General features: G+C 69.6%; 11 protein-coding genes. 5 read left to right on the top strand and 6 right to left on the bottom strand.

Going from position 1 to position 12250, the window contains the following annotated elements:
- From ACWDRR_RS43150 to ACWDRR_RS43140, 3 genes are all read right to left on the bottom strand, one after another.
- Positions 1–208 (bottom strand): hypothetical protein (locus tag ACWDRR_RS43150; protein ID WP_449777816.1); only part of this gene is annotated, 208 nt, incomplete at its 3' end.
- Between the two features lie 315 nt (positions 209–523).
- Entirely contained in the window at positions 524–946 is a 423-nt protein-coding gene (locus ACWDRR_RS43145; RefSeq protein WP_449777815.1) for a hypothetical protein, read from the bottom strand.
- A gap of 56 nt (positions 947–1002) precedes the next feature.
- Positions 1003–1224: a hypothetical protein gene (locus tag ACWDRR_RS43140; protein WP_449777814.1), complete on the bottom strand. Its 222-nt coding sequence runs from the start codon at positions 1222–1224 to the stop codon at positions 1003–1005.
- 109 nt (positions 1225–1333) lie between these two features.
- Between ACWDRR_RS43140 and ACWDRR_RS43135 the strand changes: the two genes are divergently transcribed.
- The gene (locus ACWDRR_RS43135) at positions 1334–2419 is read left to right on the top strand and encodes a Scr1 family TA system antitoxin-like transcriptional regulator (RefSeq protein ID WP_449777813.1); all 1086 of its coding nucleotides are present in this window, start codon (positions 1334–1336) and stop codon (positions 2417–2419) included.
- 718 nt (positions 2420–3137) lie between these two features.
- Here ACWDRR_RS43135 and ACWDRR_RS43130 read toward each other — a convergent pair.
- The 3 genes from ACWDRR_RS43130 to ACWDRR_RS43120 form a co-directional block, all read right to left on the bottom strand.
- Positions 3138–4778: an HK97 family phage prohead protease gene (locus ACWDRR_RS43130; protein ID WP_449777812.1), complete on the bottom strand. Its 1641-nt coding sequence runs from the start codon at positions 4776–4778 to the stop codon at positions 3138–3140.
- Positions 4779–4880: 102 nt separating this feature from the next.
- Positions 4881–5270, bottom strand: coding sequence for a hypothetical protein (locus ACWDRR_RS43125; RefSeq protein WP_449777811.1), 390 nt, complete (start codon positions 5268–5270; stop codon positions 4881–4883).
- Positions 5271–5542: 272 nt separating this feature from the next.
- Complete coding sequence (locus ACWDRR_RS43120) at positions 5543–7159, bottom strand: recombinase family protein (protein WP_449777810.1); 1617 nt, start codon at positions 7157–7159, stop codon at positions 5543–5545.
- Between the two features lie 702 nt (positions 7160–7861).
- Between ACWDRR_RS43120 and ACWDRR_RS43115 the strand changes: the two genes are divergently transcribed.
- The 4 genes from ACWDRR_RS43115 to pyrE all read left to right on the top strand — a co-directional run bounded on the left by ACWDRR_RS43115 (position 7862) and on the right by pyrE (position 12176).
- A complete protein-coding gene (locus tag ACWDRR_RS43115; RefSeq protein ID WP_449777809.1) occupies positions 7862–8389 on the top strand; it encodes a DUF2617 family protein in 528 nt (175 codons plus the stop codon).
- 223 nt (positions 8390–8612) lie between these two features.
- Positions 8613–10169, top strand: a complete 1557-nt coding sequence (locus ACWDRR_RS43110; RefSeq protein ID WP_449777817.1) for a polyamine aminopropyltransferase — start codon at positions 8613–8615, stop codon at positions 10167–10169.
- Positions 10170–10370: 201 nt separating this feature from the next.
- Complete coding sequence (locus tag ACWDRR_RS43105; protein ID WP_449777808.1) at positions 10371–11609, top strand: hypothetical protein; 1239 nt, start codon at positions 10371–10373, stop codon at positions 11607–11609.
- Positions 11610–11639: 30 nt separating this feature from the next.
- Positions 11640–12176: an orotate phosphoribosyltransferase gene (gene pyrE / locus ACWDRR_RS43100; RefSeq protein ID WP_449777807.1), complete on the top strand. Its 537-nt coding sequence runs from the start codon at positions 11640–11642 to the stop codon at positions 12174–12176.
- Positions 12177–12250: the final 74 nt, after the last annotated feature.

The raw sequence follows: 12250 nt of genomic DNA, 5'->3' as shown, positions 1-12250 counted from the left end.
GATTCTCCAAGATCTTTGCGATCGTTACGGGCGGGAACACCGAGAGGTCGATCGCCCGTACAAGGTCAGCTTGGACGGGTGTTGCCGGGGCCACCTGGCCCAGCGGACACATCCAGATTTCGTCTTCGCGACCGGGCGCCCGCAGGAAGGCGTGTTGCCACCGGGTGCCGTTCACGATGGCAAGCGCGTCGCTCCGGGTGTCGATCACGACGGACCCCCTGCCGGGTCCCATGTGGTTCGTGTTGGGGCGGTCGCGGCGCAGTTGCAACTCCCTCTCGACTTTCCGCCGCGCCTCAGCGCGAACCTCACTCTCCAACGCGCAAGCTCCCCTCCTGGTGGTGCGTGGATGGCTCCGTCCGTCCCGCCGGGGGTGTCGCACGACGGACGGAGCCCTTCCCCTGCCTGCCACTCCAGCCCCGGGCCGACAGGGGAGTCATCCGGCAGTCAGTGCCGGACGTTGGACCCGCCCCGAACGCGCTTCCCCATGACTGCTGCGCGCCCGGGACGGGGGTCTGTGGGTGTGCTATTCCGGCGGTGCAGCCGCCTGTTCGATACGCCGAACCTCCTCGAACTCGTCCGTGACGAACAGCACCAACGGCGTGTCGTCAGAGAGGGAAAGCTCTCGGCGGACACAGTTGGAAACGACCTTCGCAAGCTGCTCGTCGACGTCGACCGCCCCCACGAACGGGACGCTCTTCGCTCCCTCGATCTCCAGCTCGTAACCGACGGCGGGGACAACTTCCACGCGGACCTCACGCGGCCCCGGCCGACGCTTCCGGCCGCAGACCTGAACGGGCGGCTCGTCGGGGTGCTGCGTGGCGTAGGTCGGCGGCAGGAGGAAGCCGAACCGGCCGCAGTCGCAGCGCCATTCCGGGATGTCGTCCGTCTCTGCCCCGGTCAGCTCGACCGGCTTGCCGCAGGGGCAGTTGGGGGAACCGCCGATCACTTCCGCGCCTTTCGCCTGAGGGGAGTTGTGCGCCTTCCTTGAGTACTGGCCACGCATCACAGCGCCGGACGCGGGGGCGCCCCGGACGGGTCCGCCGGCTCAAGGGCAAGGGCGGGCGTCAGGGGTTCGATCCGGTCCGGGGGCGTGGTCCACTCGCACCCACCACCGGGCGGTCGCAGGTGGACCAACCCGGCCTGTGTGGCCATGTACTCGCCGATCTCGCCCGACCGTTGGTCGCGCACCTTCTCGTTCTGCTTCGGGGTGTAGATGGTTCCCACCGCCGCCGCCTTCCGTCGCTGCTGTGCGGTAACCAGCCAACGACACGGGGTAGGGGAAGCGGTATACCTGACGCCAAGACAAACCATCTGTCTCGATCGAGGATTAGCGTTGGGTGAGAGAAGGACAGAGCAGCCAGCAGTCTCCATTTCGCCTGAGGTCTGGGCATGGCTGCTGACCAGCCACCGAACGCGCGCAGGGATCACGTCGTACGCCGAGCTAGCTCGACAGACCCAGTACCACCCCAGCTACGTGGGCAAGGTCGAGAACCGGGAGCGGAAGCCAGCGCGGCGATTCGCCGAGCAGTGTGACGAAGCGTTGAACACGGGCGGACAGTTGACCGACGCATGGGACCGCGTTGACTGGGAGGCCGAGCCGCCACACCCCGACTGGTTCGAGTTCTATGCCGACCTTGAATCGACCTGTGCCGGGATTCGCGGTCACGATGTTCGCCGGGTCTGGGGGTTGCTCCAAACCGCAGCGTACGCACGCGCGCTAACCCGGTACGTGAAGCGGGGGGCGTCTACCTTCGAGGTAGAAGAGACCGTTGACGCTCGTCTCGCTCGCCAAGGGAGATTCCTTGCGGCGGGTGGTCCACCGTTGGTCTCGATCTTGGATGAGGCCGTCATCCGGCAGGTCGTTGGCGGTCCGCTCGTCATGCGCGAGCAGCTGCAACATCTACTTGACGTGCCGGAGCAGTACCCACACATCACGGTTCAGGTAGCACCGTTCGACCTTGGGGAGCGCACGGGGGCAATCGGCAGCGTCACCCTCATAGAGACACCCAACGGCGAACGGTGGGCCTACTCAGAGGTCATGGGCCGGGGCCACATTGTGGACGACCCAGAAGCGGTCACCAAGGTCGCCCGGTCCTATGATCGCCTTCGGGCGGAAGTGCTGTCCGCGCGGGAGTCCGCCAATCTGATCCGCTCCGCCATGAGAGGGCTGAACAACGTGACCACCAGCCAGATGCCGCCCAAGGTTTACTCCAACCACCACGCTGACTGGCACAAGTCCACTTACTCCGAGGGTGACGGCGGCAACTGCGTTGAGGCGGCGCTGAACCTCGCCGAGACCAACGATGTGGTTCCCGTCCGGGACAGCAAGGATCGGAGCGGCCCCGAGCTGGGGTTCTCCCCTGACGCATGGACGGCCTTCGTGACCGCTGTCCGCACTGGGGACTTCGGCACCGTCTGAACTGCCCCAGAACGCAAAATAGGACCCCAGGGAACGGCCCTGGGGTCCTTCGCTTTGCTGCTCATTGTCACCGACGCTCAAGGGGCTTCGTCGCTCCTGCTGTCGCCTTGATCACCTCCTAGCGGGCGCTTCGACCCCCTTAACGGGTGCCTATCTCCGGGCCCCTCAGCACGGCTTCGCCTACGCGGCAGCGCAGTTGACCGCTGGGGGCGCATGGGTTCGGAGCCGCACCCAGGACGCACGTTTTGAGCTGCAACCGGGATCGCTGAGCGGCAAGCCCGCGAACTTTTGAAGCGCCCCGCCCGCCGTCTCGCCGAAGCTCCTGCCTCAGAGGCAGATGATCACTGTGTCCGACCTCGGAATCCGGCCCCGGTGAATCCTCGCGCCTTCCAAGACGGGCAAGCCGTCGGTCCGGCCCGTGTCACGCCAGCACCCTCGGCACGACGCGTGAACGTTGCTGCGCTCTCGTCTGCCGCCGCTGCGGATCGGCTTCGTCCACGCCAGTACGAGACCAGCGACCGGGCCCGTGTGGTCGCACCGCTCACAGCGCAGCGGCACCTGCCTGAGCCCTACTTCCGCCAGGCGAGAGGCTATCTCCGTCAGCAGTGGCTCGCGATGTGGCGGCCGGCCACGCCACCGGTACAGGTTGGCGAGACAGGCCGCCCCCTTCCGCACTACACCCATGTCCAGGACACCCCCCTACCCTTGCTCGCCGTCATCACTGCTGTGCCCGCGCCCGTGCCTGCTGCTGGCGGTCGCGGAGCCGCTGGGCTTGATCGTCTGAGAGCTGTTGCGCTGCCACCGTGACGCGCTTGCTCGGGTCGGCTCGAAGGCGGGCAAGCTCCTCCGCATGCTGCTGCTCCTGGACAGCGAGCATCTCGGGAGAGTTCAGGTCCGGCTCCGGCTGGTCGGCGAGCGCCCGAAGGTTCGGGACCATGTTCGGGAGCGTGGCGCTCACGATCTGTACCGACGTGGCTTCCTGCACCCATACGCCAGCCACGCGGGCCAGTGCGCGGAACAGCGCGTGGTCCTGGGTGAACGCCCCCGGCGCGGTTCGTGACACCACGATGGAGACGCCGCTGTGCAGTCCGACGAAGATCCGCGAACTGTCCGCAACAACAGCCGTGTTGGCGGGGAGGTTCTGCGAGACGACCGGGATCAGCCCGTAGATTCCCTCCGTCCACTGAGCGGCAGGGATCTCCGCCCGGAGCGCCTCGGCGGCCACCGGATCAACCCACAGAACGGTGCCCTCGGCGCCGGAGCCTTCCATGCGCTTGAGAGCGGCGCTGATCTCGGCAACGGACGGAGCAGCGTTCTTGGTAACTCCCTGAGCCAGTAGGCCAGTTACCCGCCTGGGGTCGTTCGGGTCGGCCGGTGCGGCGCCGTTGAACAGCCCCTTGTCGAGCCCACGCGCCATGGCGAGCGCAAGAGACTGGTTGATGCCTGCGACGAGATCCGGACGGGCATCCTGAAGGACTTCGGACGACGCCTTCTCCAGCGCGCCGAACTTCGTCGCCCAGCACGTCCGGGAGGGCAGATCGGTACTCGTTTCCGGGATCGGGGTGTTGGCATCCACGTATGCGCCGTCGGCGGTCTTGATCGCCGGGAGCATCATCGAAGGTTCGTGCATGGTCAGCTTGTTCGACGCCGGGATGTTCGCCAGGAACCGAGACTTCGGCCCGATCAGGTTTACCCATAGTGCTGCCGGTTCCGTGGCGGTCCACTGAGAACCGTTCGGGATGGTGCGCCGGTTCACCGGGAGAAAGCCGTCTGCGGTTCGGATAGGTGCGTCGGTCATGCGGGAATCGTTCTCCAGCGGATAGGCGGCACCCAGAGAACGGGCGCTCGTGGTTGTCGTCGGGTAGGCCGGATTGGCAACCGGGCCAAGCTCATAGACGGTCATCGACGTGATCACCCGGACGGGAAGACCAGTCTCGGGGTCGTCATCACTGGCGCGTTCCTGCCCACCCGAATTGACTCGGAAAGTGAACGAGCTGCCGATCACGTCGCCCCGCCGGATCAATTCGGCAACATCCTGGCCGGCCTGCGTGTTCGGAATGTCGATCTCGTAGCGAACCCCCGACGGGTCTGCCATGAGGCGGAGTGTCCCTGAGCTACGCCTGCCAAGAACGTGGTCCACATTGTGGTTGAACGTGGCGAGGACATCGCTCCGGTCCGTTGCCGGATTCCACGCGGCCGGTGAGATCCGTTCCCGGAACCCTCCTAGGTCGTGGCTCAGTTCGTCGAACCGAATGGCATATCCGCTGATTGTGTTGACGCCCCCGGAGCTTCGGAGCGAGACGCCGAACGGTACTGCCCTCTTCTGGACGCCCGTATCGGTTGTCAGCGCAGGCGACATGAGAACCCCCTTTCAGTGCTGGCTTCTCATTCACCTCTGGAGCGCAAGGACTTCCCGTCACCTACTACCGTCAGTAGGTGGTCACGGATGAGGGCCCTGCCGTCAGCTCTCCGCCTTCCGGCGCAGTCGATATGCCTTCTGCTTGTGGGCAGTTGAGCAGTAGCGCCGTGGCCGGCCGTCCCCCATCCAGCCCGCGTTGTCCTGGCATCCGTCGAGCCCGCAGACCGCTTCCCAGCGCGCTTCGTCGGCGGCGTCGCGCTCTGCCCTGGCGCAGTCGCCGCACATCTTCTGATGCTGGTTCACGGGGTCGAACGGGTTGCCGCAGCGCGGGCAGTCGAGCCCGTGGAGCTGTTCCTTCGTGCGCTTGGCTGACCGCTTGAGAGCCTGACGGCAGGCGGGCGAGCACACCCTCTCTTGCCGTCCGGTCAGCGGGCGCTTGCACCATTCGCAGTCGTCACGCCGATTGCCGCTCTCCCACGAGTAGTAGCCCATCTCTCTCCTTGTCTCTGGGGTCGTTACGAAAGGGGCAGTGACGTGTCCCCAGACCCCTTAATTTCTATAGATTTCTTATGTCATTGGGGGAAATAGGGACACAGCACTAGAGATAAGTAACAACCGTCTCGGGGGGCTTGAGAGCGCAGAGACTTCCCAGCGCTGGCGAGGCGGGCATGCCGCGCGCACCGCCCCGAAAGGCCCTGGGAGCCCCGCTGAGGGCATGAAGAAGCCCCGGCAGGCTCAGGGCCATGCCGGGGCCGTAGGGGCCGTCAGGCGGCTTTCGCAAACTGTGCAGCAGCCGCCTTCTTCTTTGGCTTCTTACCCTTCTTCGTCTTCGGCTGCTCCGGCTCGATAACACGAGGCGCTCCAGCCCAGGCGTAGTGGAAGCGGTCAGGCGTCACCTGCGTGCGTCCGGCTGCGAACTTACGGCGCACACACACGCCGTCGAGCGCCAGCCCCAGCAACTCGCGCTGCTTCTCAACAGGGGCGTGGTCCCATGCTTCGCAGACAAGGACCGAATCCAACAAGCAACCGATGTCACCCGATCGCTCGGGTACAGCCTTCAGCGCCTTTTGCGCCGCCTTCAACTCCACCTCCGCCTCCGCCAGCAAGCCGGGGTAGAACTCGCCCGCTGGGCCGTCGAACTCCTTGCGCTTGTACCGGGCCGCAACGAGGTCTTCCAGCGCGGCCTTGGCGTTGTCCACCCGGTCTTGCAGCGCCTTTCGGTCGGCGATCACCTCCGGCCGGTTGGAGGCGAGCCAGCGAGCCGCCACAGCCTCGATCAGCGCATCGTCCGGTTCACTGGCGACGAGTCGGCTCACCCATGCCTCAAAGACGATCAGTTCGGCCGCTTCAGCGAGCACCGAAGCCGGGTTGGTGCAGCCGACAGCCCGAAGCTTGTGGCGGCAGGAGTACGACATGCCCTGCTTGATCATGACGTACCCGCAGCCTGCACAGAACAGGAGTCCGGCGAGTCGGCTTCGCGGGATCGATCGAACGCCCTTCTTGGTCGGGCGGACCCCAAGAAGGGCCGTCCGACCGGTGATCTTCGCGCGGGCCCTCTTCTGCTGTGCTTCCGTGACCACCGCCTCGCCGACCCGGACCCGCTTCCCCTTGCTGTCACGGTGGATCGGATCTTCACGGTCGTCCCAGTCACTGGAGGGCTGGAACCCGATGTAGGCGGGGTGCTTGAGAATCTTGTAGATGTGGGTCGGCGTCCACTTGCGTCCACCGGGCGACGGGATGCCGTCAGCGTTGAGCCCCTGGGCAACCTTCGGTCCGGTCATCCCGTTCTCGCACTCTCGGAAGATCCTCCGCACGACGTCGGCCTTGGTCTGGCCATCGACCTGCCCGGGAATGGCCGGAGAGCTGTCGATCTTGAGCTTGCGGGTCTTGGTCGACTTCCGCAGCCCGTAGGGCACCCTCGCGGCCAACCAGAAGCCCGCGTCCTTCGAGTGGCGCCACGTGTCGCCCACGCGTTCGCTGAGCTGGTCGGAGAACTCCTTGGCATCTTCCGCCCGCCACATGATCATGCGCCGGTCGCCCGGCCGGCTCGTGTCGAGCCCGTCCGCCCCGAAGAAGATCCGTCGACCTTCGAGCCGGTCCATGATCGTGAGTACCGCAAGGGCTCCCTTGCGGCTGAAACGGTCGAGCTTGTAGCACCACAGGCAGCGGGTGACCCCAGCCCCCAGTGCACCGAGGCCCGCGTCATAGCCGGGGCGGTGGACGTCCTTGCTGCCGGATATGCCGTTGTCCACCCAGACGAAGCGTGGCCGGTAGCCGTTCCGCTCACCCCATGCGATGCCGTCGGCAATCTGCTGGTTGATGCTGAGCTCGGTGTTCCGCGCACCCTTCCGAGTGACGGACTTCCGTGCGTAGATGTCCATGTCCCCGTTGGGATCCAGGACTCTGTAAGGAACGGCGGCTGCACTCGTTCGGCCGAACGCATCAGTGGCACTGGTCATCGCGGGTCACCCCCCGTGGCGTCGGCCCCACTGGTGGGGCGTTTGCTTACCGGGGAGCGCAAGGACTCCCAACTGCTTCGTCCGTCTTCGCCTTCTGCAAGCAGGTCGAGGTCCTGGAGGAGGCGGTCACCCGACTCGGTCGGCTCTGACCATCGGGTGGAACCCCTCGCACGTCCTGACGAATAGTCAATTTGCCTGCCAGGAAGGCTCTTTGCCGCCAGGCGGGAATTCGCCGTGGCCCGCTCGGCCCGCCCCGGCCCCTCCTGTGCCCTGCGCGCCCGGCGCGGAGAGGGCCGGGGCGCACGGGCCTCGTGAGTAGCGCACGACCAGCGCGCACGGCGCGCACACCGGGGTGAGGGGCGCGCGCTGTGCAAAGTCGCACACCGGCTCGATCAGAGCAGGGAAGCCGGGGTGCTCGAAACGGTGAATGCTTGACAAAGTTGGGTAAATCACCGACGGACCCGGCGTATTCATGCTTCTCTGCTGCTGAATCTCCAGCCGGAATCCTTCCTTCCACGGTCGGCCGCGCCCTGGACCGCACAGCCACGAACAGCCTCGCCCTTGCCTAGGCCTCCTTCGCTGCTGCTCGGCGGGCGCGCACGGAGCTGAAACGCGGAGCCGAGCATGCTCACCACACTGCAGACCTCCTACACGGACACCCGCGCCGGTGACCTGGCCTGGTGCCTGGGCGGCGAACCGCTGCCCGCTCTCGCAGTCCGCGACCTGAGACTCGCCGGCGCCGGGCACCCCGGTCCGCCCGGCACCCTCCAGCTGAGACTGCTGGGCGCCTCGCACCAGGTGGTGATCGCCGCCGGGCCGGGCAGATGCCTGGAGACCGTCGCCTGCCTGCCCGGCCGCCGGACCCCGCTGCCGGCCCGGGTGGCCAAACAGGTGGACGGCTGGGAGTACGAGTTCGCGGCCCGGATCGAGGCGCTGCCGCCGCACGACTTCGCCGCCCGCGCGCAGGAGTTGCTGGCCCTGGTCGAGGGCCATCCACGCGGCCTGGCCGGCGTCTTCCCCGGCGATCCGAGCGCCTTCACCGCGCTGGTCACCCAGGGCGGCGCGGACCGGCTGCTCTGGCGCACCTGGCACGCCTATCCGCAGGAGGGCCGGCTGGTCTGTACGCGCTCCTCGCTGGTGGTGTCCGGATGACCACCACCGCCGGTCCCGATGGCGGCATAGAGCCGCACATCGGCCTTCATTCGCACGCAGGAACGATTCGTCAACCTGTCGTATCGCACTGTCCGTCGAATGGACGCAGCCATCCGTACCGAACGTCGCCTAGCGTTTGTTCGTGATCAACCATCCGGCCGGTCCACCCGCACAGCCGGGACTCGACCTCGACAACGGCAGCCCACCCCGGCCCGGGCGGAGCCTGACCCCTCTGCCCGCCCGCCGCAAGGCCCGGCTGCGCGCCCACCCCGCGCTCGCCAGGCTCGCCGTGCTGCTGGCCGCGTTCGTCTGCGCGGCCTGCGGACTCGTCTACGAGCTCGAACTCGTCGCGCTCGGCAGCTATCTGCTCGGGGACTCGGTCACCCAAACCTCCGTCGTGCTCTCCGTCATGGTGTTCGCGATGGGTCTGGGCTCGCTGCTCGCCAAGCGGTTCACCCGCCGCCCGGCCACCGCCTTCGCCCTGGTCGAATGCGCGCTCGCGCTCACCGGCGGGCTCTCCGTCCTCGCGCTGTACTCCTGCTGGGCCTGGATCGGCCGCTACCAGGCCGCGATGGTCGGCCTGACCTGCCTGATCGGCGTCCTGATCGGCGCCGAGATCCCGCTGCTGATGACGCTCGTCCAACGGATCCGCCGGGAGGACGCCGGGCGGGCCGCGGCCGACCTCTTCGCCGCCGACTACGTGGGCGCGCTGATCGGCGGCCTCGCCTTCCCGTTCCTGATCCTGCCGCTCTTCGGACCGGGCACCGGCGCCCTGGTCACCGGCGCCGTCAACGCCGTCGCCGGGGCCGCCGTGGTGCTCTGGCTGTTCCGCGAGGAGCCCGCGCCACGCACCCGGCTGCTGCTCTGGGGCGGCTGCGCCCTCGTCCTGGCCCTGCTCGCCGCGGCCGCCGCCTCGTCCGGCGCGATCGAGCGCGCCGCCCGGCAGGCCCTGTACGGCGCGCAGGTCCGCTTCGCCACCCACAGCCGCTACCAGGAGATCGTGCTCACCGGCCCCGCCGAGGGCCCGCTCCGGCTCTACCTGGACGGGCGGCTCGCGGTCTGCGGGCCGGACGAGTACCGGGGCAGCGAGGCGCTGGTCCACCCCGCGATGGCGGCCGGACCGGACGCCCGGGTGCTGCTGCTCGGCGGCGGCGACGGCCTCGCCCTGCGGGAGGTGCTGCGGCACGGCGGGGTCCGCTCGGTCCTGGTCGTCGACGCCGACCCGGCCCTCGTCCGGCTGGCCCGGACCGACCCCGGCCTGGCCGCGCTCTCCGGCCGCTCCCTGGACGACCCCCGGGTCCGGACCGCGGCGGCGGACCCGCTGGAGTGGCTGCGCAGCGTACGCCCGGGCGAGGGCGCCTTCGACGTGGTGCTCGCCGACCTGCCCGGCCCCGCCGACAGCGGAACGGTGAAGTTCCACTCGCAGGAGTTCTACGGCCTCACCACCCGGCTGCTCGCGCCCGGCGGGCGGCTCGCCGTCCGGGCGGGCGACGAGCCGAACGACCTCTGGCAGGTCGAGTCCGGCCTGCGGGCGGCCGGGCTGCGGACCGTCCCGTACGCCGTCCAGGGCGGCCCCGCCGCGAGCTGCCGGCCCGGATCGTCCCAGGACAGCCAGGCCTTCCTGCTCGCCGCGGCCGCCCAGCCCCCGCTCACCCTCGCCCCGGACGCCCCGCCGCCCCGCGCGCTCACCGCGGACGCCCTGCGGGCCGCCGCCGCCCGCCTCACCGCGCTGCGCCCGGCCCGCCCGCCGGCCGCGCTGACCCTGCTGGGGCCGCACTGACCCCGCCGGGGCGGTACCGAGGCCGCGGAGGCCGCTCGGGCCGCGGCCGGCGGCGGGCCGGCCCCGGAGCGGACAGAAGCGGGCGGGCGCGGGCCACAAGCGGTCGGTGGCGGGCCCGGGTGCGCCCGCTCGGGGACGTCCCGGCGGCAGGTAGGGGCCACCACGGGGACCACCGGGGGTTCGGTCGGTAGGCTCCGTGACATGGAGCATGAGGTTGTCGTCCCGATGCCGGCCGAGCTGGTCCGGCAGGCCCTGCAGGATCCGGCCCTGCTGGCCCGTTGCGTGCCCGGGCTGAGCACCGAGCCGGCCGCCGTCGGCAGCGGGCCCGCCGACGAGATCGGCGGGCGGCTGAAGCTGCGGATCGGCACCTCCACCATCACCTACAAGGGCGTGCTGTCGCTGATCGAGGGGCGCGAGGGCGTCCTCACCGTGTTCGCCGAGGGCCAGGAGGTGCGCGGCAGCGGCGAGGCCACCGCCACCGTCCGGGTCAGCACCGCCGACGGCACCGGGGCCGGTACCGCGGTGATCCGCTTCATCGGCGATCTGAGCGCCACCGGCCGGCTCACCGAGTTCGACGGGGAGACCCTCGCCACCACCGGCCGCCGCCTGCTCGACCGGTTCGCCGCCGCCCTCGCCTCCCCGGAGGCGGAGGCGGACGCGGACATCGAGGCGGACGCCGATCTGGACACCGGGGCCGACGCGGACGCCGAGGCGGGCGCCGATCTGGACGCCGAGGCCGACACGGACACCGAGGCGGGCGCCGGGACGGACGCCGACGCGGACGCCGATGTGGACGCCGAGGCCGACGCGGACGCCGAGACGGACACCGATGTGGACGCCGAGGCCGACACGGACGCCGAGACGGACACCGATGTGGACGCCGAGGCCGACACGGACGCCGAGACGGACACCGACACCGACGCCGAGGAGCCCGGCGCCACCGTGCTCTTCCTGGACGACCACCAGGACAACCCCGGCGACGACCTGGACGACGACCTCTCCGACCTGATCGCCTTCTCCGACGCCGACGCCGAGCGCTTCGGCCTCCCCACCGGCGGCGACCGCGACGAGGACGACCGCGAGGAGGCCGCCGACGTGGACGGCCCCGCCGCCGAGGCCGGGGACGGGGCCGGCACCGAGCTCCCCGCCGACCTGCCCTTCGGCTACGAGCAGGAGCCGGTGCTCAGCGGCCCGGTCCGCCGCAGCATCGTCGGCCGCTCCGCCGAGGAGGTCGACCACGCCCCGCCGCGCGGCCCCTACGCCCCCGCCCTGCCGGCCCGCAGCGCGCGGGCCCGGGCGGCGTCCCGCTGGGGCGGCGAGGCGGGCGGCATCGTGGTGCCGGGGCCGGGCGGCCGCAGCGCGGTGCCGTGGATGATCGGCGGCGGCGTGGCCCTGATCGGCGGCGCCGTGGTCCTGGTCAGGGCCCTGCGCCGACGCTAGACGGCCCGCCACCCCCTAGACTGAACGCTCATGAGCAACGACCGCGACGCCCTGCTGGCACAGATCAAGGACAAGGCCGTCGTGCACGGCAAGGTCACCCTTTCCTCCGGCAAGGAGGCCGACTACTACGTCGACCTGCGCCGGATCACGCTGGACGCCCAGGCCGCCCCGCTGGTCGGCCGGGTCATGCTGGACGCGACCGCCCACCTGGAGTACGACGCCGTCGGCGGTCTGACCCTCGGTGCCGACCCGGTGGCCGCCGCGATGCTGCACGCCGCCGCCGCGCGCGGCCGCGAGCTGGACGCCTTCGTGGTCCGCAAGGCGGGCAAGGCGCACGGCCTGCAGCGCCGGATCGAGGGCCCGGAGGTCAAGGGCCGCCGGGTGCTGGCCGTCGAGGACACCTCCACCACCGGTGGCTCGGTGCTGACCGCCGTCGAGGCGCTGCGCGAGGCGGGCGCCGAGGTGGTCGGCGTCGCGGTGATCGTGGAGCGCGGTGGCGCCGCCGCGGTCGAGGCCGAGGGCCTGCCGTACGTGACCGCGTACGACCTGGACGACCTGGGCCTCTGACCCGATCGGGCGCAGAAGGCCGGTAGTACCGCGGAACGGCCGGGGCCGGGTCCTGTTTCACGTGAAACAGGACC

The organism is Kitasatospora sp. NPDC003701 (assembly GCF_053587085.1).
The sequence above is the reverse complement of the archived record's forward strand: the minus strand, read 5'-3'. Positions and strand labels throughout refer to the sequence as shown.